Raw genomic sequence first — 21945 nt, 5'->3', positions numbered from 1 at the left:
TGCCCCCTGCACGGCGGCCGCTTCGGTGGAGCTGCTGAAGGAGACCGGCCTCGACCTCAAAGGGCTCGAAGTCGTCATCGTCGGCCATTCGGAGATCGTCGGCAAGCCGATCGCCTTCCTGCTGATGAGCGAGGGCGCAACCGTGACGGTCTGCCATCACATGACGCGCTCGGTGGCCGCCCATGCGCGCCGCGCCGATGCGCTGTTCGTGGCCGTCGGCCGGCCGCGATTGATCAAGGCCGACATGGTCAAGCCGGGCGCTGCCGTCATCGATATCGGCATCAATTCGGAGATCGGGCCGGACGGCGAAAGCCGCATCGTCGGCGACGTCGATACCGACAGCGTCAAGGAAGTCGCCTCCTGGATCACGCCGGTGCCGGGCGGCGTCGGACCGCTCACGGTGGCGATCCTGCTGCGCAACACGATGGTGGCGCTCAGCCGCCAGCGCGCGCTCTATCAGGCGACCTACGGCGTGGTGGACAAGCTCGCGGCGGAATAGGCGCAGGGCGGCGCCAGCCCCCTCACCCAGCCTCCGCTTCGCTCGGCTGACCTCTCCCCCAGGGGAGAGGAGACTTTCGGCGCCGGCGTCAACCTCTTCTCCCCAGCGGGGAGAAGGTGGCCGCGAAGCGGCCGGATGAGGGGGCTGGCGCCCACGACTGTCTGGTCACTCCGCATCGACCAGCCTTTCCTCCGGCACGCCTTCCGGCTTCGGGCCGCCATAGGCCCAGTCGAGCAGTTTTATCGTGTGCACCACCGGAAGCTTCGCGGCGGATGCGATCTGGGTGATGCAGCCGATATTGCCGGTGGCAACGATTTGCGCGCCCGTGGCTTCGATATTTTTCACCTTGCGGTCGCGCAGCTTTGCCGAGATCTCGGATTGCAGGATGTTGTAGGTGCCGGCCGAGCCGCAGCACAGATGCCCCTCGCGCGGCTCGCGCACGACGAAGCCGGCCCTGGCCAGAAGCTCCTTCGGCTGGCGGGTGATCTTCTGGCCGTGCTGCATCGAGCAGGCCGAGTGATAGGCAACGATGGTGCCGGGCTTGCGGACCGGCTCGGGCAGATCGAGGCTTGCCAGATACTCCGTGATGTCCTTGGCCAACGCCGAGACGCGCGCCGCCTTTTGCGCATAGGCCGGGTCGAGGCGCAGCATGAAGCCGTAATCCTTGATGGTGGTGCCGCAGCCCGACGCGGTGATGACAATGGCGTCCAGCCCGCCCTGCTCGATAGCGCGCGTCCAGGCATCGACATTGCGCCTCGCCGAGGCAAGGGCAGCCTCCTCCCGCCCCATGTGATGCACCAGCGCGCCGCAGCAGGCCTCGCCTTGGGGCACGACCACTTCGACGCCCAGCCGCGTCAGCAGCGAGATCGTCGTGTCGTTGATGGCGGGATCAAGCACGGATTGCGCGCAGCCGGTGAGAATGGCGACGCGACCATTTTTTCTCGTGCCCTGCCCGGCATGGATGCCCGGAGAAGCCATCGGCGAGGCGGCCGGGATCGAAGCCGGCGCAAGCCTGAGCATAGAGCCCAGCGGCTTCAGCGCCGGGATTTTTTCGAACAGGCCGATGAAAGGCTTGCCCAGCTTCGCCAGCCTCAGTGCGGTGCGAAAGCGCGAGGGATAGGGCAGCACGAAGGCCAGCATGGCGCGCGTCAACCGATCGAGCAGCGGGCGCTTGTAGGTCTCCTCGATATGGGCGCGGGCGTGGTCGACGAGATGCATGTAATTGACGCCCGATGGGCATGTGGTCATGCAGGCGAGGCAGGACAGGCAGCGGTCGATATGGGTGACGATCTCCTTGTCGGCCGGCCGGCCGTTCTCCAGCATGTCCTTGATCAGGTAGATCCGTCCGCGCGGCGAATCGAGCTCATTGCCGAGCGTCACATAGGTCGGGCAGGTGGCGGTGCAGAAGCCGCAATGCACGCATTTGCGCAGGATCTTCTCCGATTCCGCGACATGCGGATCGGCAAGCTGGGCGGGGGAGAAATTGGTCTGCACGCAAAAATCCTATTGCCCGAGAAACCAGCTTTCCGGGTTCTTGACCGGCTCGCCGCGCTGCAGTGCTTGGATGCCGAGAATGCAGCGGGCGATGAACCAGACGCCGACGGCGAACATCAACACGATGCCGACCACCGCCATCATCAGCACCACCGAGATCAGCGCATAGAGCAGGCCGATCCAGAAGGTGCGGATCAGGAAGGTGTAATGGCTCTCGACGAAGCCACCTGATTTGCCGCGGTTGATATAGGCCAGCACGATGCCGACAATGCCGGAGATGCCGATGACCAGGCTGGCGAGGTAGAGGATGTAGATGACCAGCGCATTGGTCGGGCCAGGCTCCAGCCAGCGGTCGGTCTGGCGCGGTGTGGGCTTGTCGCCCTGGCCGGAATTGATGTCGCTCATGATGATCCTCCCTCGGTTAAAGGACCGAGAGTAGCAGAGCCGGCACCCGGCGCCATACGGCCAGGGTTGAGGATCGCCTTCGGGTCGAACTCCTGCTTCAGCCTTGCAGCCAGAGCCGCCAGATGCGGTGCCTGCGGTTCGAACACCGGCACGGCGGCGCGATGCGAAGGAGCGGCACGCACCAGCGTCGCGTGGCCGCCGCCATGTTTCCCGATCAGCCCGCGAAGCAGGCCAGCCTCAGGGTCGCCATGCTCCATGCGCAGCCAGATCAGCCCGCCCTGCCAGTCGTAGAAGGCGTCGACCGCGGCCTGCATGCGCAGCGCCAGCACCATCTGGTGGCCTTGTGACGGCGCCATGGAGACGCGCCACACCGGTTTTTCCGTACCATCGGCGAATGGGGCGCAATCCCTGACATCACGCCAGATGGAATGCGAGGCTTCGCCCGCAATCTCCTCCAGCGGGCCGGCATTGCGGAGCAGGTCCTTCAGCGAGGCGATGCGGTAGGCAACCGACGGCCCGAAACCCTCGACGCGCAGCAGCGTCGCCGCATCGCTGCCGAGATTGCCGCCAGCAACCCGCGCCGCGACGCGTTCGGGAAGGTGCGCGGCGCTCGATACTTCGGCGCTGGAACCAAGCGCCAGCGCCATCGCAGCTGCTGCATGGTCGTCGAGCAAGCCGCGGATGGCGAGCGTGACTTCGGTCTCGGCCGCCGGCAGCACCTTGAAGGTAACGTCGCTGAACACGGCCAGCGTGCCCCAGCTGTTGGCCATCAGCTTGGACAGGTCGTAGCCGGTGACGTTCTTGACGACGCGGCCGCCGGATTTGAAGGCTTCGCCACGGCCGGCAACCGCCGAGATGCCGAGGATGTGGTCACGCGCGGCGCCCGCCTTCAGCCGGCGCGGACCGGAAAGGTTCGCGGCAAGCACGCCGCCGATGGTGCCTTTTCCGGGTTTGCCGCCGAGCAACGGGCCATAGTCCATCGGCTCGAACGCAAGCTGCTGGCCGTTTTCGGCAAGCAGGCTTTCGATCCCGGCCAGCGGCGTGCCAGCCTTGGCCGACAGCACCAGCTCGGCCGGCTCGTAGAGCGTGACGCCGGAGAGCTTCGACAGATCAAGCGTATGCTCGCTCTGCTGCGGACGGCCGATGCCGCGCTTGGAGCCATGACCGAGGATTTCCAGCGGGGATTCTTCGGCTGCCGCCCAGGCGACGGTGGAGAGGGTTTCGGCTGCGGTGGAGGGGGTGAAGGTTGTCATGGCGCCGAACCCAGGTTCCTCGCCCCCGTGAAGCGGGGGAGAGGTGGCTCGGGCGAAGCCCGAGACGGAGAGGGGGCAATCATAGAGCGCCACCTCCAACCTTCTTGGCGGCAAGAACGAACCTCAGGTCCGAGGCGATCACGTCTTCGGCCAATCGCCCTTCCAGCGCCGCAAGGATAGTCTCGCAAACGCTCGTCCGGCCCTTGAGTACGTCGACATTCCAGAACCGCACGACGGAGAACCCTTCGCCACGCATGAATTCGTCGCGTCGCCTGTCGTAGGAACTTCCGACATGCTGACTTCCGTCCAGCTCAACGACCAGCTTTTCGCTTCGGCAGGCGAAGTCGGCGAAATATGGCCCGATCGGCATCTGTCGCACGAATTTGTATCCGCCTAGCTTTTTGGCCTTCAGTTCGTTCCAGAGGGTTGCTTCCGCCGGATTGTCGCCATGGCGGAGCGCGCGGGCACGCGCGATCCTTTCAGGTGAGCGTCGGCTTGGCACGTCAGCCGCAGGCCCCCTCTCCGTCTCGGGCTTCGCCCGAGCCACCTCTCCCCCGCTTCGCGGGGGCGAGGAACCGCCATTGTGAGACGTTGCCATCAAAACCTCGGAATATCCGGAAACGCCACCTGCCCCCGATGCACGTGCATCCGCCCCAGTTCGGCGCATCGCCTCAATTGCGGAAACACCTTGCCGGGATTCAAAAGATGGTTGGGATCGAAGGCGCATTTGACCCGCATCTGCTGGTCGAGGTCGATCTGGTTGAACATTTCCGGCATCAGGTCACGCTTCTCGACGCCGACGCCGTGCTCGCCGGTCAGGACACCGCCGACCTTGACGCAGAGCCGCAAGATGTCGGCGCCGAAGCTCTCGGCCTTGTCGAGTTCGCCCGGCACATTGGCGTCATAAAGGATCAGCGGATGCAGATTGCCGTCGCCGGCATGGAAGACATTGGCGACGCCGAGGCCGTATTTCTCCGAGAGTTCGCGCATGCCGGCGAGCACCCTCGGCAGTTCCTTGCGCGGGATGGTGCCGTCCATGCAGTAATAGTCGGGTGAGATGCGGCCGACCGCCGGGAAGGCCGCCTTGCGGCCGGCCCAGAAGCTCAGCCGCTCCTGCTCCGACTGCGAGATGCGGCAGGTGGTCGAGCCGTTCCGGTAGGCGATGGCCTCGACAAGGCCGATCAGATGATCGACCTCGACGCCCGGACCGTCGAGCTCGACGATCAGCAGCGCCTCGACATCCAGGGGATAGCCGGCATGGACGAAATCCTCGGCCGCGTGGATCGCGGGACGGTCCATCATCTCCATGCCGCCGGGGATGATGCCGGCGCCGATGATGTCGGCAACACATTGGCCGCCCTGCTCGCTGGTCGGGAAGCCGATCAGCAGCGCGCGCGCCGTCTCCGGCTTCTTCAGGATGCGCACGGTGACCTCAGTGACGACGCCGAGCAGGCCTTCGGAACCGGTCATCACGCCGAGCAGGTCGTAGCCCTCGCAGTCGAGATGGCTGCCGCCGAGGCGCACCACTTCGCCACTCATCAGCACCATCTCGATGCCGAGAACATTGTTGGCGGTGAGGCCGTATTTCAGGCAGTGCACGCCACCGGAATTTTCCGCGACATTGCCGCCGATCGAGCAGGCGATCTGGGAGGATGGATCGGGGGCGTAGTAGAAGCCCTCCTGCTCGACGGCGGTGGTGATGCCGAGATTGGTGACGCCCGGCTGGGCGACGACGATGCGATTGGGAAAGTCGATCTCGAGGATACGGTTGAAGCGGCTCATGACCAGAAGCACCGCGTCTTCGAGCGGCAGCGCGCCGCCAGACAAGGACGTGCCGGAACCGCGCGGCACGACGCGGATATTGCGGTCGTTGCAATATTTCAGCACGCGCGAGACCTGCGCCACCGTTTCGGGCAGCACCACGACCAGCGGCAATTGCCGATAGGCGGTAAGCCCGTCGCTCTCGAAGGCGCGCATTGAATTGGCGGCATCGACGACGCCCTCGCCCGGCACGATGATGCGCATGTCGGCGACGATCTCGTCGCGCCGGCGCATCGTGGCATCGTCTGGCTTCGGCATGGCAAGGCCGGACATCAGCAGCCTCCTTCGCTCGACTGGTAAAAATGTTTTACCAGCGACAAGCGTCTGTTGCAAATCCTGCTTTGGACGAAAAACGGGAACCAATGCCGGGACAGCTTCCGCAGCGGCAATCTGCCGCTGCGGTTTTAGCCCTTTGGGAAGGTCAAAGGGCGTGGATCACTCGCCGGGCTGCTTGGCCGGCTCGGAGTGCATCCGACGCACGCGGCGCACGCCCCACCAGACGAGCAGGATGGCCAGCGGCACCGAGGCGGCGGTGACGACTTCCGGCGCGATGGCATGACCGAAGATCGAGGCGCCCTTGGCGAGGTAGCTGATGAGGCCGACGACATAGTAGGAGACAGCGGCGACGGACAGGCCTTCTACCGTCTGCTGCAAACGAAGCTGCAAGCGGGCGCGGTTGTTCATCGACGCCAGCAGGTCGCGGTTCTGCTTCTCAACCTCGACATCGACCCAGGTGCGCAGCAGCGTGGTGGCGCGGGTGAGCTTGCGCGACAGATTGGCCTGCCGCTCCTCGACCGAGCGACAGGTGCGCATGGCGGGCGCGACGCGCCGCTGCAGGAAGCCGCCCCAGGTGTCGTAGCCGGGCACCGCCTCTTCCTCCAGCGCTTCCAGCCGCTCGACGACGATGCCGTCATAGGCGCGGCTGGCGCCAAAGCGATAGAGGCTGGAGGCGGCATCGGCCTCGAGTTCCGCGGCAAGCTCGGTCAGGTCGGCAAGCAGCGTCTGGCTGTCACGGGTCTCGGCGACCTTCATTTCAAGTGTCGTCTGCGCCAGCCTGTCTTCGATACGGCGGGCGCGGCCCGACAGCGTCAGCGCCAAGGGCAGGCCGAGCATGGCCAGCGTGCGGTAGGTTTCGATGTCGATCAGCCGCTGCGACAGCGCACCGGTGCGCGCCGGCGTCAGGCCGCGATCGAGCACCAGCATGCGGGTCAGGCCATCGCCGTCCTGACGGAAGTCGGTGACGATGGCGGCGTTGCCGCGCTCGACCAGCGAATAACACAGGCTGGTCGGATCGAAGCCGGCGATGAGCCTCTCGCTGGCCTGCGTCCATTTGCGGATTTCGAGCCTGATACCTGAAATGACCGTTCCCGGCGGCGAAAATCCATTGCCGAAGGGAGAATCCTCCTGCGCCCTGCCGCTTTCGGAAAGCGGCCCTTCCCACAGATAGGTCGAGAATTCCGTGTGCCGCTCCCAGCGCAGCGAGCCCTGACCCCATTTCATGGCGTGGTGGCGGGCATGACGGTCGGGCGCGGCGATGCCGAGGCGGCGCGACAGTTCGGACAGCACGGCCATGTCGACGCCGGATCCTCCTTCGGTCATGAAGGAAAGCTGGATCAGAACGCGCGGCTTCTCGACCAGCGGATGCGGCCGGGCATGGACCTCGCCAAGCGCGCCGGGCCTTCCCTCGTATGCCGGGAAGCCCATGACGCTGCCCTTGGCGCGCGGCTGGAATTCGAGATTGGACGGATCGTCCGACACGGCTGGTCCCCCTCTTTTTGACCCTTCGTGCAATGGCGTCCTCTAGAGACAATCTTCCAGGGACGCAAACAACAAAGTTTAGCCGAAGGCGATACTGCGCCATGGCGTCGAAACGACCTGATTGGGCGAATTGGATAAATAATTTGACCAGTTCGCGACACTGGCTTTATCCTGCGCGACACCGGTTCAATTCCCAGGCGCCCCTTTGAGCGACATTTTCTCCAGGATCGAGCATTCGCGCACTGCCGACGAGGTGGTGCAGCAGATCGAAAACCTGATCCTCGAAGGCGTGCTGCGCACCGGCGACCGGCTGCCCGGCGAGCGCGAGCTGGCGCGCCAGTTCGAAGTGTCGCGGCCGATCCTGCGCGACGCACTCAAACTGCTCGAAGGCCGCGGGCTTTTGACGACACGGCCCGGCGGCGGCACCCATGTCGCCGATGTCATCGGCCAGTTGTTCACCAAGCCGGTGACGGACCTGATCTCCATGCACCGCAAGGCGGTGACCGACTATCTGGAATACCGCCGCGAGATCGAGGCCGTAGCGGCCGAATACGCGGCGCGGCGCGCCACCAAGGACGATCTGGCCCTGCTCGACCGCATCATGGCGCGCATGGACGAGGCGCACCGGACCGGCGACTTCGACGACGAGGCGGAAATCGATGTCGAGTTCCATCACGCGATCTGCGAATGCGCGCACAACATCATTCTTTTGCACACGTTGCGCGCCTGCTACCGCCTGCTGTCCGAAGGCGTGTTCCAGAACCGGCTTCTGGTGTTCAGCGTGCCGGGCGCGCGCGAGGCGCTTTTGGCACAGCACCGGGCGATCCATGCCGCGGTGAAGGCCGGCGACCCGGCCGCGGCCCGGCAGGCGGCGATGGACCATATCAACTATGTCGAACGATCCATGGCCGAAGCCGAGCGCAGCGGCGACTGGCAGCGCGTGTCACGGTTGAGGCTCAAGCAACGCTCCGACGCCGGCGACAACGAACCGGCCCGTAGACATCCCTAAGGACAAGTCGAGACCATCATGAGCGCCATACTCACCATCGCCGATCTCAAGGATCTCGCACGCCGCCGGGTGCCGAAGATGTTCTTCGATTATGCCGATTCAGGCGCCTGGACCGAAAGCACCTATCGCGCCAACGAGGAGGATTTCGGCAAGATCAAATTCCGCCAGCGCGTGCTGGTCGACATGAGCAACCGCTCGCTGGAATCGACCATGATCGGCGAGAAGGTGGCGATGCCGGTGGCGCTGGCGCCGACCGGGATGACAGGCATGCAGCATGCCGATGGCGAGATGCTGGCGGCGCAGGCAGCGGAAGAATTCGGCGTGCCGTTCACGCTGTCGACGATGAGCATCTGTTCCATCGAGGACGTCGCCTCGGTGACGAAGAAGCCGTTCTGGTTCCAGCTCTATGTGCTGCGCGACAAGGATTTCGTGCTGGGCCTGATCGACCGGGCGAAGGCGGCGCAATGCTCGGCGCTGGTGCTGACGCTCGACCTGCAGATCCTCGGCCAGCGTCACAAGGATGTCCGCAACGGGCTTTCGGCGCCGCCCAGGATGACGCTCGCGAACGTCATAGACATGGCCATCCGGCCGCGCTGGTGCCTGGGCATGGCCGGCACGCCGCGCCGTACCTTCCGCAACATCGTCGGCCATGCCAAGGGCGTCGGCGACGTAGCCTCGCTGGCGTCGTGGACGACCGAGCAGTTCGATCAGCATCTGTCATGGAAGGACGTCGCCTGGATCAAGGAGCGCTGGGGCGGCAAGCTGATCCTGAAAGGCATTCTCGACAAGGAGGACGCGCTGATGGCGGCCAAGACCGGCGCCGACGCGATCGTCGTTTCGAACCATGGCGGACGCCAGCTCGACGGTGCGTCGTCGTCGATCATGGCGCTGGAAGAGATCGCCGATGCGGTCGGCGACAGCATCGAAGTGCATATGGATGGCGGCATCCGCTCGGGTCAGGACGTGCTGAAGGCGCTGTGCCTTGGCGCCAAGGGCACCTATATCGGCCGTCCCTTCCTTTACGGGCTGGGTGCGCTCGGTAAGGAAGGTGTTACCAAGGCGCTGGAAATCATCCGCAAGGAGATGGACATCACACTGGCCCTGTGCGGAAAGCGCCTGGCGACGGACATGGGCAAGGACCAGCTTCGGCGCTAAAGCGCGTCGCGCTTGAACGGAAACATGCGACGACCGCGAGGCGGCCCTATCTTCTTGTTTGACCATCACTTTTCCGAAAACCGGTTTCCACTTTGCCGGATCATGGTCTAGACTCGTCATGGCATGAATACTGAAGCGACGCAGGCATTGGCCGCACCCGGCATCCACTTCCTCGACGCGCGCGCGCCTGACGGCGTGCGGCTCTATGCGATCGGCGACGTGCATGGCCGGCTCGATCTGCTGGCCGCCATGCATCGAGGGATCGCGGCGGAGATCAGCAAGGAGCGGCCGGCCGACTGGCGTGTCGTCCATCTCGGCGACTATGTCGACCGCGGGCCGGCCTCCAAGGGTGTCATCGACTTCCTGATCGAGGTGCGGAAGCGCGATCCGCGTTACCTGATGCTCGCCGGCAACCACGATATCGGCTTTCTCGATTTTCTTGATGCCCCCGAACCGGATGGGCTGTTCATGCGCTATGGCGGCATCCAGACCGCGCAGTCCTATGGCGTGGCGCTGCCCCAAGGCAGCGCATGGTTTGGCAGAAGCGAGGCGGCGCTACGCCAAGGGCACGCGGCACTTGTCGAGGCTGTGCCGAAAACCCATGTCGACTTCCTGCGGTCGCTGCCGTTTTCACTGACATTCGGCGACTTCTTCTTCTGTCATGCCGGCATCCGGCCCGGCGTCGCGCTGGAGGAGCAGGACACGCAGGACCTGATGTGGATCCGCGATGTCTTCCACAACCATCCCGGCCTCTATCCGAAGATCGTGGTGCATGGCCACACGCCCGTGCCGGAGGCCGAAGTCATGGCCAATCGTGTCAATGTCGACACGCTCGCCTGGCAATCGGGAAACCTTACCGCGCTCGTCGTGGACGGGGCGGACAAGCGCATTCTGGCGATGTCGGGTGAAAAGGGCTAGAGCGGGGAGAACACGTTCAAAAAGCTACTGCGTGTGCTCGGTTCAAGCCCGGCAAATCGTATCAGCGAAGCGCGGCGGTAACGCCGTAGCCGTCGACGGCGTTGTGGTTGTTGGCCACGTCGCCGGCATAGGTGCCAAATCCGAAAAGCACGATGGCGGACAGCATGGCAAAGGACAGAAGCGCTGCTTTCACGGACGTCATCTCTGGTTGAGCTTTCTGCATTTGTGCATGAAGACTGTTACGAATCTGTTGAAGAAGCGAGTTACCAAGATCTTTCAAGATTTCGCGCTTCTAGGCGTTTCCTGTATCGGCCGTGTGTCGCTTAGCGGCGAAAAAAGGTTCATCGCGTTGCGCGGAAGATGCAGAGCGCGCGTCTTCTAGGATGGCAGGCGGACACAAGCCAAGGATGAAACAAGCAGTCCACAGCGGATTTTCGCTCGCGTGCTAAATATGCAACGTCCGGTATGGCAATCGGAGCGCGCCTTGCAGGCGCAAATATCTTCTGGTCAGATCGTCGCCACCCAGGCACGGGCGATGGCCAGGCCAGCGGCGTCGGCTTGTGGTCCGTTGCTGGCCATTTCGCCGTCGAGCTTGCCGGCCCAGTCCGGATTCCGGGCGGCGATGAGCGGGGCAAAGGCCGCGCTCCAGTCGCGGACCATCGGCTGGTCAGCCTCGAAATGGAACTGGAAGCCGTAGACCGCGCGGCCAATGCGGAACGCCTGGTTCTCGGCGACGTCATTGCCGGCCAGCCGCACGGCGTTTTCGGGCAACGCAAACGTGTCGTCATGCCACTGGAAAATGGGAAAGTTCTCAGGCAGCGTTTCGAGCACCGGATCGACCTTGGCATCGGGCGTCAGCGAGACACCACACCAGCCGAATTCATTGGCCGCGCCGATCCTGTTCTCGCCGCCGAAGGCGCGAGCGACCAGCTGGCTGCCGAGACAGATGCCGAGTACGGCGCGGTCCTTGCCGGCGAAATCGCGAGTCAGTTCGAGCAACGCGGGAAAATAGGGATAGTCGTCATCGGCCAGCGCGTTCTGGCCGCCGCCAAGCACCACCATGGCGTCATGCTGGGCGGCATCCTCCGGCAGGGCTTCGCCCTGATAGGGGCGGCGCAGATCAAGGTCGGCTCCCGCTTCAGCAAGGGCGGCGCCGACCTGGCCAAGGCCGGTGTTGTCGTAATTCTGGACCACCAGCACCCGCATGGAAGAAACCTGCTGACATGAAAATGATGTCACGAGCGATATCATGGCGCCGGCGTTTCAGCCAAGATGCGTATTCGGGGAGAAAGCTATGCCACTGCAGAACCGCGTCGATCCGTTCGGCGCCATCCACGCCGTGCCCGAACGCGGCCTGTTCACGGGCAATCGCGGCATCATCCATGACCCCGAGACGAAGACGCTGCTGAAAAAGCGCTGGGCGTTGCAGGCCTGGATCATCTGTATGTGCAAGTTCCGTGACGTGCGGCGCGAGCCGATGGGGCGCAATCGGCCTGGCGGCAAGGCAGGCTGGACCGAACTGTTCTTCCTCGACGAGGTAACGGCGCTCGCCGCCGGGCATCGGCCCTGCTTCTTCTGCCGGCGCGAACGAGCCACGGACTTCGTCCGGCGCTTTGGCGAGGCCTTCGGCATAGCCGAGCCACGCGTGCCGATGGTCGACAAGCGGCTGCATCGGGAGCGGTTGGCATCGGGCGGGCTACCGCCGGCTGCTGATGAGCTTGCCGGGCTGCCGGACGGCGCCATGGTCGCGGATGGTGCCAAGACCTATGCGCTGCGCGGCGGCAAGGCATTGCGCTGGTCGTTTGCCGGCTATGACGAAGCGGTGGCGTTCGATCGCTTTGCCGGCCGTCCGCTCAGCCTGCTTACGCCGGCAACCACTCTTTGCGTGCTAAGGCAAGGCTACGAGCCGGTCTGGCATCCCACCGCCGAGACTTGACGGCAACGGCCGGCTCGCCCATTCCTCGGCGATGCGCGCCAATTACAAGATGCAGCGGCTGTTCGTGCCGGACGACCTCGGACCCGACATCGAGTTCGAGGCGAACCCGCAGCAAAGCCACTATCTGATGCATGTGCTGCGGCTTGGGGAAGGTGCCGAAATCCTGCTGTTCAACGGCCGCGACGGCGAATGGTCGGCGGCGATCGCCGCCAGGTCGAAAAAGGCGGTGCGCCTGAAGATACTGGCCCCGCAGCGGCCGCAGCCGCCGTTGCCCGATCTCGTCTACTGCTTCGCACCGCTCAAGCAGGGGCGGCTCGATTATCTCGTGCAGAAGGCGGTCGAGATGGGCGCCGGCATCCTGCAGCCGGTCATCACCCAGCACACGCAAGTGGCAAGGCCCGGCATCGACCGCCTGCGCGCCAACGTCGTCGAGGCGGCCGAACAATGCGGCATATTGGCGGTGCCGGAGTTGCGCGAAGCAGAAAAATTCGAACGCCTGCTCGGCAGCTGGGACAGAGAGCGGCGGCTGATCTTCTGCGATGAGGACGCTTCGACCAACAATCCCCTGCCAGCGCTGCAAGGGTTGAGAGAAAGCAAGCTCGGGCTGCTGGTCGGGCCGGAAGGCGGCTTTTCCGACGACGAGCGCAAGATGCTGCGGGCGCTGCCTTTCGTCACCGCCATTCCGCTCGGGCCCCGCATCCTGCGCGCCGACACGGCCGCGGTGGCCGCCCTTGCGGTGATACAGGCGACGGTCGGCGATTGGTGAGACCAGCCATGAATCAATTCCTCTTGACCTGTGGCTCAGGATTTTTCTCTTGATCGGCTACTGACATTTCGTCCATCTAGCGCCGGCGGTCATTCGGCCGCCTACAGCACTGCTGCGTCCTTTCGGACGCGCAAAGGACGCTGTAGCACTTGATTGGGCACATGATCCTTTCCGAAAATCGAAGCCGATTTTCGGGGGTCATGTGCAAAGGACTTGTCATGGCGCGCGACACAACCGATTTCCGGCCCATCGAAGGCGTCGACGAGCTTGTCGAGCATCTGGCCGAAGGCAACAAGCCGCGCGACAAATGGCGCATCGGCACCGAACACGAGAAATTCCCCTTCTATGTCGACGGCAACGCGCCGGTGCCCTATGGCGGCGAGCGCGGCATCCGCGCCATCCTCGAAGGCATGCAGGAAAAGCTCGGCTGGGATCCGATCATGGACGCAGGCCGCATCATCGGCCTGGTCGAGCCGACCGGCCAAGGGGCGATTTCGCTGGAGCCCGGCGGCCAGTTCGAACTGTCGGGCGCGCCACTGGAAACGATCCACCAGACCTGCCGTGAGGGCAATGCGCATCTGGCGCAGGTGCGCGAGATCGCCGAGCCGATGGGCATCCGTTTTCTCGGCCTCGGCGGCAGCCCGAAATGGTCGCTGGCCGAGACACCGAAAATGCCGAAGTCGCGCTACGAGATCATGACGCGTTACATGCCCAAGGTCGGCAGCAAGGGCCTCGACATGATGTATCGCACCTGCACCATCCAGGTTAACCTCGACTTCGAGAACGAAGCCGACATGCGCCGCAAGATGCAGGTGTCGCTGAAGCTGCAGCCGCTGTCGACGGCGCTGTTCGCCAACTCGCCTTTCACCGAAGGCCGACCCAACGGATTTCAGAGCTGGCGCGGCGACATCTGGCGCGACACCGACAATCAGCGCTCCGGCCTGCTCGAATTCTGCTTCTCGCCCGAATTCGGCTTCGCCGACTATGTTAAATGGGCGCTCGACGTGCCGATGTATTTCGTCATCCGCGACGGCCACTATCATGACATGACGCACGTCACCTTCCGCCAATTCATGGGGGGTGTCGCCCGCAACGAGATACCGGACGGGCTGCCGACAATGGGCGACTGGGCCAACCATCTGTCGACGCTGTTCCCCGACGTGCGCCTGAAGCGGTTCCTTGAAATGCGTGGCGCCGATGGCGGGCCGTGGCGGCGCATCTGCGCGCTGCCGGCCCTCTGGGTCGGGCTGCTCTATGACGAGGCTGCGCTCGACGCAGCCGAAGCGCTGACCTCGAACTGGACCTATGAAGAGGTGCTGGCGATGCGCAACGCCGTGCCGGAGCAGGGCATTGCGGCGTCCTTCCGCAACACGACCTTGCGCGAGATCGCCCGCGACGTGCTTGTTATTTCACGCATGGGATTGAAGAACCGCGGCAAGAAAAACCGCGACGGCTACGACGAAACCTCGTTCCTCAACACATTGGACGAAGTCGTCGCGCGCGGCACCACCAGCGCCGAAGAGCTGCTCTCCGCCTATCATACGCGCTGGGGCGGCTCGATCGAGCCGGTGTTCATGGAGTACGCGTATTAACCGTTCGCTATCCGCTTGGCCGACTACTCGGGAAAAGCCGCTTCAATCAGTGATGGAAACGAATTAGAGCGCCGCGCGTCCTATTTGACGCGCAAAGGACGCTCTAACTCTCTTTTAAGCTACGCATCGTGCTTTCCGAAAATCGATTCCGATTTTCGGGCCGATGCGGTAGGTTCTCTCCACGAGGATTTTCCGGAGGAGAAACCAATGCCTTCCTTGTTCGACATTCTGGCGCAGGCCCAGAACGGCAACGGCATGCAGGCGCTTGCCCAGCAGTTCGGGCTTTCGCAGCAGCAGACGCAATCGGCGGTCGAGGCGCTGCTGCCGGCCTTCTCGCAAGGGCTGAAGCGCAACACGTCCGACCCTTACGGGCTCGGCTCCTTCATGACGGCGATGGCCAGCGGCCAGCACGCCAAATATTTCGAAGACGCAAGCCGGGCCTTCTCGCCGCAAGGCGTCGATGAAGGCAACGGCATTCTGGGGCATCTGTTCGGCTCGAAGGATCTGTCCCGCGCCGTTGCCAGCCAGGCCGCGCAGGCGAGCGGCGTCAGCCAACAGGTCTTGCAGCAGATGCTGCCGGCCGTGGCTTCGATGGTCATGGGCGGCCTGTTCAAGCAGACCACAAACCAGATGCAGGCGGCAGGCGGCTTCGGCGGCGGCGGCAATCCGCTCGGCGAGCTCATCGAGCAGATGATGCGGCAGGCGGGCGGTGGCGCCCCGGCCCCCCAGCAACGCCAGGCGCCGCAGCCTGCCAGCCCGGCCGACAATCCGCTTGGCAAGGTGCTGCAGGATATGTTCGGCGGTGGCGGCCAGCAGCCGCAAGGCCAGCCCCAGCAGACACAGAACCCAATGGGAGACAATCCGCTCGGCAAGGTGCTGCAAGACATGTTCGGTGGTGGCGCGCAGCAGCCGCAGCGCCAGCCACAGCAGACGCAGAACCCCATGGGCGACAATCCGCTCGGCAAGGTGCTGCAGGACATGTTCGGCGGCGGCGCGCAGCAGCCGCAGGGTCGGACCCAGCAAACGCAGAACCCCATGGGCGACAATCCGCTCGGCAAGGTATTGCAGGACATGTTCGGCGGCGGCCAAGGAGGCGGCACGGCTGGCGGACAGCCAGCGCCGCAGCAGCGCCAGGCGCCGCAGCCGGCGCCCAATCCGAGCGGCAGGCCGAGAAACCCATTCGACGATCTGTTCGGCAAGATGTTCGAGACGGGTGCGCAGCAGCGCGACGACTACCAGAAGGGCGTCGAGTCGATCTTCGACCAGTTCAAGCAAGGAATGGGTCGGCGGTAGGCAGTACCCTGGTCGACATGCCGTGAGGAAGAGACTGGAACAGATGCGCCGCAACCCTCGCGGCGATTGGTCGATAGCGGACGTAAAGGCAGTTTGTGACGAGGCCGGCGTTCAATGCATGCCGCCGAGATCAGGCGGATCGCACTACAAAGTCTATCATTCCGCGATGGCTGACATTTTGACCGTGCCTTTCAAACGCCCGATCAAAGCCGTATATATTCGGAAACTCGTGGCATTCATCGACGAGGCAAAGGCACATGACGGACAGACTTGAATATCCGGTTGTCATCGCGCCGCTCTCTGCGGAAGACGGGGGCGGATTTTCGGCCCTGGTACCTGATTTGCCGGGCTGCATAAGTGACGGCGACACTCCTGAAGAAGCCATCGCGAATGTGCAGGACGCCATCGCGAGTTGGATAGAAGCCGCCCATGAGCTCGGCAGGACGATACCAAGGCCATCGCGAAAGCTGGCGTTCGCCTGAAAGAAAAAGAAAATGCCCGGTCCTCGCGGGACCGGGCAGGATGCAGGCGGCCGGGGGGGAAACCGGCAGGGAGTGGGAGCCTGCGATAGTCCTTGGCCGCGTCGCCCCTCGAAAAGGTTCAACGCGACCGAAACAGCAAGGCGATCAGGCTACTTTGCGAGCCAGATCCTCGATCGTGTCGGCGCGGTCGGTGGCGATCGCTCGCAGCCTGACCGTCGGATCGCGGCCGAACGGCACATTGGCGACGTGCAGGTCGGCGCGCGTCAAGCCGATGTCGGCGAGTTCAGCGTCTGACATCTCGCCAAGGCGATAGAAGGCGCGGCGATTTTTCCAGGCGCGGCAGGCATTGGCGACCGCATTGGCCACGCGCGTCGCAACGGACGGACGCGTGGTGATGCGCGAGGTCTCGGTGGCGAAATCATACGTGGTCATGTCGATCTCCTTCAGTTCGAGCAGACAAAGCCGGCCGATCGGCGCTGGCGACAGCGACCGTTCCGGTTTCGATTCACATGCCTTCATGTGGATGCTGCTAATTTGCCATCACTCGATTGATTAATCCAACGAATGTTTCTAATCCTAGACATCAACACTAGTGATGGATTGGGCCGATGAAAGCACCTCTCGATCTCGATCAGTTGCAGACCTTCATCTCGATCGCCGACACCGGCAGCTTTACCCGCGCAGCCGAGGAAGTGCACCGCACCCAGTCGGCGGTGTCCATGCAGATGCGCCGGCTGGAGGAGCGGATCGGCAAGCCGCTGTTCGAGAAGGACGGGCGCACCAACAGGCTGACCGAGGAAGGCGACAAGCTGCTTTCCTACGCAAGACGGTTGCTGTTCCTCAACCGGGAAACGCTGGCCGCCTTCGACGACCGACGCCTCGAAGGCACGATCCGCATCGGCACGCCGGACGACTATGCCGACCGCTTCCTGCCCGAGATCATGGCGCGGTTCGCGCGCTCCAATCCGCGTGTCGAACTGACCGTGATCTGCGAGCCGACGCCGGGGCTCGTCGAGCATATCAAGCGAGGCAATCTCGATCTGGCCCTGGTGACGCACAATGATGCGCATGGCCAATCGGAAGTGGTGCGGCGCGAGCCGTTGCTATGGGTCACCTCGGCCAACCATGCGACGCATGAGCAGGACGTGCTGCCGATGGCCTTCGGCCGGCCGAACTGCATCTGGCGGCGCGCCGCCGTCGACGTGCTCGACCGGCAGAACCGCGACTATCGCATCCTGTTCACCAGTTTCTCGGCAACCGTCATCACCGCCGCGGTGCTGTCCGGCCTGGCGATCTCGGTGCTGCCGGAATGCGCGCTCAGGCCCGGCATGCGGGTGCTGGGCGACGCCGACGGGTTCGGCGTCCTGCCCGATTGCCGCATCGGTATCATGCGCGGCCAGACATCGCGGCCGGAGATCGTCGACGCGCTGGCCCGCCATATCTCGGAAAGCCTGGACAATATTTCGGTGCCGCTCGGCGAAGAGGCGGGAAGCTTCGACTTCGCCGCGCTCGCCGTTGCGAAGATGAAGCGGACCAAGCCGAACCAAATCCTGCCAGGCTGGTAAGCTCTCTGTTTTAGGCATGGCGTCTTTCCAGAAGCGCCAGGCACCGGCTCAAGCCGAGGGCATGCTTTTGGGCGGCTTTATCAGGCGTGGGCGATGGCATGCCCGCTTTGGTCACCGGACGACAGGCCCGGGAGGGTGAGCAACTGGGTTGTCTCCAGCGGTGGCGACAGCAGGTAACCCTGCAATTGGTGGCAGCCCATGCCAACGAGCTGCACTTTCTGTTCCTCTGTCTCGACACCTTCCGCAGTGACTTCGACCTTGAGGGCGACGGCGAGGTCGATCAAGGCCCGCACGATCGCCGACGAACTGCCGTCGCCGTCGTCTAGGAGGCGCACGAAAGAGCGGTCGATCTTGAGCTTGTCGATAGCATGGCGGCGCAGATAGCTCAGCGACGAGTACCCCGTGCCGAAATCATCGAGCACGATGCCGACACCAGACTGCCGCAGGGCAGCCAAAGCCATTCTTGTGGCATTGCTGCTTTCCAGAAGAACGCTTTCCGTGATCTCGATCTGCAGGCGCTCCGGCGCCAGCCCGGTTTCCGTGAGAATCGACGCAACCTGCTCGGCAAAACCGAAGTCGCGCAATTGCAGCGGTGACACATTGACCGCTACCCAGGGCAATCTGGTGCCAATGGCGAACCGGCAGGCCTCGTGCAACACCCATTTGCCGAGTTGACCGATCATGCCACGCTCTTCCGCGATGGCGATAAATTGCGCCGGCGGCAAAGCGCCATGGACCTCGTGCGCCCAGCGGATGAGTGCTTCCGCGCCGAGGATCGTCTTGCCATCGGCTGCAAAGATCGGCTGATACACCAGTTTGATGCCGGTTCCCCCATTCAGGGCATTGCGAAGCTCGCTCTCGACTTTGCGTTTGCGCAGCAGAAGATCGTCCATGTCGCCGGCGAATACCTGATAGCGGCCACGACCGTTCTTCTTGGCTTCGTAAAGAGCGATGTCGGCCTTGCGCAGCAAATCGTCGGAGTCGACATCGGGACCCGACGAGATCGCAATCCCGATGCTGGCGCTGATGAAGACCTGATCGTCCATCAGCTTGAAGGGTTCCTGCAGCCTTTGCAGAAGCTGTTCCGAAATATCCTCGGCGGTCCTGATATCGCGGATATCGATCAGGATCAGGGCGAATTCGTCGCCGCCGAGCCGCGCCACCGTATCGATTTCGCGAATTGTCTGCTGGAGCCTGGCCGCGGTCTGGCGCACGAGTTCGTCACCGGCCGGATGGCCAAACGTATCGTTGACATGCTTGAAGCGGTCGATATCGAGGTAAAGCAGCCCCACCTTGGCCTTGTCGCGACTGGCTGTCAGGAGGGCCTGCCGGAGCCTGTCCTCGAAAAGAGCTCGATTGGGAAGACCCGTAAGCGTATCGTGAAATGCCAGATACTGGGCCTGGTCCTGGCTGGTCTGCAATGCGAATGAGGCCCGGCGAAGACGTCGCAACAGGAATGCCAGCACGCTTGCGGCGAGCAACGCGCCGATGACCAGTGCCGGCCCCGCCTTGCGCACCAGCGTCAGGCCAGGACGCTCCTGGTCCCAGCCGATATAACCCAGAATGACACCATGCGAATCCATCAGCGGAATGGCGGCCGAGCTGATCGGCTGCGACAATGGCAGCTGACGGGCGCCCGCCAGCAGGTACTTCTCCGCTATCTTGCCGACAACGGCATCATTGATGAACTCTATTGAAACATGGAGATATTCGCTGCCCGGTGCCTGGGTGACGCGGTCCGAGCTCGGCACCAGCGGCATGACGCTGAGGATGGCAGGCCTGCCACCAAGCGACACCAGATCCTCGGCGAGCAATTTGACCGGACCGCCGGCCTGGTTTTCCTTCGGCGGCTGGCTGATCAGTTGGCGCAGTCTTTCGACGGTCGGTTGAATGGCCGATTGGTCCTCGCGATACGCGCTCGGCAGCACCAGCTGTCCTTCGTGCATCGCATGGACCGGCCGGTTGGCGGCGTCCAGAACATAGATCCGGTTGTGCCCGTAGTAGGAATACATCCAGACGCTGATATTCTCGGCCATCCACTGCTGGTTGCCGGCCTTGGCGTTGATGACGGAATCGTCCCATACGGCGATGCTCTCCTGCTCGCGCTCCACCGCTGCGATCTGGTCCTGAAGGCCATTGGCGAAGAAGATCTTCTGCCGCTCGAGAGAAGCTCGGTCCGCCTGCATCATGGCGTAGAAGCCGAAGCCTACGACCATGGCCAGCGCAAAAGCGGCGAGCGCCAGCACGGTCAGAGTGACGTGGAACGTCAATGGGCTGCGGTTTACACGTGCACTCATGCGTCGTGGGCACCTCCTTGCCGCAGAGTCAACCAAATCAGGCTTAAGATGACGTTATGAGATCAGCCATGACGGGGAACGCCTTGACGCGGGCGGACAACCGCCCCTCAATCGGTCCATGAGCGACGCCGCATCCGAATCACGCACCAACGCCACCGAATACACGGTGAGCGAGATTTCCGGCGCGCTGAAACGCACGGTCGAGGATGTCTTCGGCCATGTGCGGGTGCGCGGTGAAATATCGGGCTATCGCGGGCCGCACTCTTCCGGCCATGCCTATTTCGCGCTGAAGGACGACCGCGCGCGGCTCGATGCGGTGGTCTGGAAGACCACGATGAGCCGGCTGAAGTTCCGACCCGAGGAAGGCATGGAGGTGATCGCCACCGGCAGGCTCACCACCTATCCCGGAAAGTCCAACTACCAGATCGTCATCGACAATCTCGAGCCCGCCGGCGCCGGCGCGCTGATGGCGCTGCTGGAGGAGCGCAAGCGCCGGCTGCAGGCCGAAGGCCTGTTCGATGCCGGACGCAAGCGGCGGCTGCCTTTCATGCCGCGCGTCATCGGCGTCATCACCTCGCCGACAGGTTCGGTCATCCGCGACATCATCCACCGGATCAAGGACCGGTTTCCGCTGCATGTGCTTGTCTGGCCGGTCAGGGTACAGGGCGAGACGGCGGGCGCGGAAGTGACCGCCGCCGTCAACGGCTTCAACGCGCTTGTCATGGACGGCGCCATTCCGCATCCCGACCTGTTGATCGTGGCGCGCGGCGGCGGCAGCCTCGAGGACCTCTGGGGTTTCAACGACGAAGCGCTCGCCCGTGCCGCCGCCGCCTCGCGCATTCCGCTGATTTCCGCCGTCGGCCACGAAACGGACTGGACGCTGATCGATCTGGTGGCGGATGTGCGGGCGCCGACGCCGACGGGTGCCGCCGAAATTGCCGTGCCGGTCAAGGCGGATCTCGAAGCGACGCTTGCGGGTCTCGGCGCGCGGCTGAAGGCTGCCGTCTCCCGCAATTTCGAACGCAAACGCCAGCTCGTGCGCGCTGCCGCCCGCGCGCTGCCCTCGCCCGACCAGTTGCTGGCGCTGCCGCGCCGCCGCTTCGACGAGGCGACAAGCCGGCTCGGCCGGGCGCTGTCGGTCAGCATCGATCGCAAGCGGGCCAGGTTGCAAGGACAAAGGCTGACGCCGGCCACCCTGTCGCGACGCATGAACGAAGCCCGCACGCTCACCGGCCGCGATCTCGCCCGCGCGCAGGCTGCGTTCTTCGCCATCGTACGCGAGCGGCGGGCGCGGTTTTCGCGCAACGCGGCGCGGCTGTCGCCCGCGCCGATCGCAAGGCGACAGAAATTGCAGGCCGATGCGCTGACGAGGCTGACGCGGCGACAGGACCAGGCGATTTCGCGGCGGCTGGACCGCCTGCGCGGGCAACTGACCCAGGCCGACCGGCTGCTGGCGACGCTGTCGCACAAGGCCGTGCTGGCGCGCGGCTTCGCCCTGGTGAAGGACGCCGACGGCGCGGTCGTCAAGCATGCGGCGGAAGTGGCGCCGGGAATGGCGCTTTCGCTGGAGTTCGCCGACGGCGCGGCGGATGCCATTGCCACCAGCAGCACGGCGAGTCCGGCAAGACCGAAGGCAATTACGAGACCGGCCGCCAAATCCAGAGAGCCCGGCAACCAGGGTTCCCTGTTCTGAGCAGCCATG

General features: G+C 64.0%; 20 protein-coding genes and 1 pseudogene. 11 read left to right on the top strand and 10 right to left on the bottom strand.

From position 1 onward, the window contains the following. Window positions 1–499: pseudogene (locus C9427_RS07035) on the top strand (bifunctional 5,10-methylene-tetrahydrofolate dehydrogenase/5,10-methylene-tetrahydrofolate cyclohydrolase); the annotation flags it as partial. A gap of 165 nt (window positions 500–664) precedes the next feature. Here the strand turns inward: C9427_RS07035 and glcF are convergent. From glcF to C9427_RS07005, 6 genes are all read right to left on the bottom strand, one after another. Then, on the bottom strand, window positions 665–1993 hold the full coding sequence (gene glcF / locus C9427_RS07030; protein ID WP_107648403.1) for a glycolate oxidase subunit GlcF: 1329 nt from the start codon (window positions 1991–1993) through the stop codon (window positions 665–667). 9 nt (window positions 1994–2002) lie between these two features. Then, entirely contained in the window at window positions 2003–2398 is a 396-nt protein-coding gene (locus C9427_RS07025; RefSeq protein WP_107648402.1) for a DUF4870 family protein, read from the bottom strand. Continuing rightward, the gene (locus C9427_RS07020) at window positions 2395–3651 is read right to left on the bottom strand and encodes an FAD-binding protein (protein WP_107648401.1); all 1257 of its coding nucleotides are present in this window, start codon (window positions 3649–3651) and stop codon (window positions 2395–2397) included. Before C9427_RS07020 ends, C9427_RS07025 begins: the two co-directional genes overlap by 4 nt. A gap of 79 nt (window positions 3652–3730) precedes the next feature. Next, complete coding sequence (locus C9427_RS07015; RefSeq protein WP_245437012.1) at window positions 3731–4198, bottom strand: endonuclease domain-containing protein; 468 nt, start codon at window positions 4196–4198, stop codon at window positions 3731–3733. Window positions 4199–4248: 50 nt separating this feature from the next. Continuing rightward, window positions 4249–5745 carry an FAD-linked oxidase C-terminal domain-containing protein gene (locus C9427_RS07010; protein ID WP_107648399.1) on the bottom strand — a complete coding sequence of 499 codons (1497 nt, stop codon included), beginning with the start codon at window positions 5743–5745 and terminating at the stop codon, window positions 4249–4251. 162 nt (window positions 5746–5907) lie between these two features. Beyond that, a complete protein-coding gene (locus C9427_RS07005) occupies window positions 5908–7230 on the bottom strand; it encodes a DUF3422 family protein (protein ID WP_107648398.1) in 1323 nt (440 codons plus the stop codon). 205 nt (window positions 7231–7435) lie between these two features. Here C9427_RS07005 and C9427_RS07000 point away from each other — a divergent pair, with 205 nt between their 5' ends. The 3 genes from C9427_RS07000 to C9427_RS06990 all read left to right on the top strand — a co-directional run bounded on the left by C9427_RS07000 (window position 7436) and on the right by C9427_RS06990 (window position 10312). Then, the gene (locus tag C9427_RS07000) at window positions 7436–8239 is read left to right on the top strand and encodes a FadR/GntR family transcriptional regulator (protein WP_107648397.1); all 804 of its coding nucleotides are present in this window, start codon (window positions 7436–7438) and stop codon (window positions 8237–8239) included. An 18-nt stretch (window positions 8240–8257) separates the two neighbouring features. Beyond that, window positions 8258–9394, top strand: a complete 1137-nt coding sequence (locus C9427_RS06995; protein WP_107648396.1) for an alpha-hydroxy acid oxidase — start codon at window positions 8258–8260, stop codon at window positions 9392–9394. Window positions 9395–9541: 147 nt separating this feature from the next. Continuing rightward, window positions 9542–10312, top strand: a complete 771-nt coding sequence (locus C9427_RS06990; protein WP_107648418.1) for a metallophosphoesterase — start codon at window positions 9542–9544, stop codon at window positions 10310–10312. Window positions 10313–10373: 61 nt separating this feature from the next. Here the strand turns inward: C9427_RS06990 and C9427_RS35210 are convergent, their stop codons facing one another. Both C9427_RS35210 and C9427_RS06980 read right to left on the bottom strand, forming a co-directional pair. After that, the gene (locus C9427_RS35210; RefSeq protein WP_008877380.1) at window positions 10374–10505 is read right to left on the bottom strand and encodes a hypothetical protein; all 132 of its coding nucleotides are present in this window, start codon (window positions 10503–10505) and stop codon (window positions 10374–10376) included. 314 nt (window positions 10506–10819) lie between these two features. Continuing rightward, window positions 10820–11518, bottom strand: coding sequence for a type 1 glutamine amidotransferase (locus tag C9427_RS06980; protein WP_107648395.1), 699 nt, complete (start codon window positions 11516–11518; stop codon window positions 10820–10822). Between the two features lie 88 nt (window positions 11519–11606). On the opposite strand from C9427_RS06980, the gene C9427_RS06975 reads away from it, so the two are divergent. From C9427_RS06975 to C9427_RS06950, 5 genes are all read left to right on the top strand, one after another. Further along, a complete protein-coding gene (locus C9427_RS06975) occupies window positions 11607–12248 on the top strand; it encodes a hypothetical protein (protein WP_107648394.1) in 642 nt (213 codons plus the stop codon). A gap of 31 nt (window positions 12249–12279) precedes the next feature. Then, window positions 12280–13014: a 16S rRNA (uracil(1498)-N(3))-methyltransferase gene (locus C9427_RS06970; protein WP_107648393.1), complete on the top strand. Its 735-nt coding sequence runs from the start codon at window positions 12280–12282 to the stop codon at window positions 13012–13014. A 218-nt stretch (window positions 13015–13232) separates the two neighbouring features. Next, window positions 13233–14606: a glutamate--cysteine ligase gene (locus C9427_RS06965; protein WP_107648392.1), complete on the top strand. Its 1374-nt coding sequence runs from the start codon at window positions 13233–13235 to the stop codon at window positions 14604–14606. Between the two features lie 207 nt (window positions 14607–14813). Then, window positions 14814–15899, top strand: a complete 1086-nt coding sequence (locus C9427_RS06960; RefSeq protein ID WP_107648391.1) for a DUF937 domain-containing protein — start codon at window positions 14814–14816, stop codon at window positions 15897–15899. A gap of 257 nt (window positions 15900–16156) precedes the next feature. Continuing rightward, window positions 16157–16381 carry a type II toxin-antitoxin system HicB family antitoxin gene (locus tag C9427_RS06950; RefSeq protein ID WP_107648389.1) on the top strand — a complete coding sequence of 75 codons (225 nt, stop codon included), beginning with the start codon at window positions 16157–16159 and terminating at the stop codon, window positions 16379–16381. 144 nt (window positions 16382–16525) lie between these two features. Here the strand turns inward: C9427_RS06950 and C9427_RS06945 are convergent, their stop codons facing one another. Then, window positions 16526–16900 carry a DUF1127 domain-containing protein gene (locus C9427_RS06945; RefSeq protein WP_245437011.1) on the bottom strand — a complete coding sequence of 125 codons (375 nt, stop codon included), beginning with the start codon at window positions 16898–16900 and terminating at the stop codon, window positions 16526–16528. A gap of 89 nt (window positions 16901–16989) precedes the next feature. On the opposite strand from C9427_RS06945, the gene C9427_RS06940 reads away from it, so the two are divergent. Beyond that, the gene (locus tag C9427_RS06940) at window positions 16990–17946 is read left to right on the top strand and encodes a LysR substrate-binding domain-containing protein (RefSeq protein WP_107648388.1); all 957 of its coding nucleotides are present in this window, start codon (window positions 16990–16992) and stop codon (window positions 17944–17946) included. 80 nt (window positions 17947–18026) lie between these two features. Here the strand turns inward: C9427_RS06940 and C9427_RS06935 are convergent, their stop codons facing one another. Next, window positions 18027–20243, bottom strand: a complete 2217-nt coding sequence (locus tag C9427_RS06935) for a bifunctional diguanylate cyclase/phosphodiesterase (RefSeq protein WP_107648387.1) — start codon at window positions 20241–20243, stop codon at window positions 18027–18029. A 118-nt stretch (window positions 20244–20361) separates the two neighbouring features. Here C9427_RS06935 and xseA point away from each other — a divergent pair, with 118 nt between their 5' ends. Next, window positions 20362–21936, top strand: a complete 1575-nt coding sequence (gene xseA, locus C9427_RS06930; protein ID WP_107648386.1) for an exodeoxyribonuclease VII large subunit — start codon at window positions 20362–20364, stop codon at window positions 21934–21936. Window positions 21937–21945 lie beyond the last annotated feature (9 nt).

It is taken from the genome of Mesorhizobium helmanticense (genome assembly GCF_003034915.1).
Taxonomy (GTDB): Bacteria; Pseudomonadota; Alphaproteobacteria; order Rhizobiales; family Rhizobiaceae; genus Mesorhizobium; species Mesorhizobium helmanticense.
Note: the sequence above shows the minus strand (reverse complement) of the source record. Positions and strands in the feature narration are given on the sequence as shown.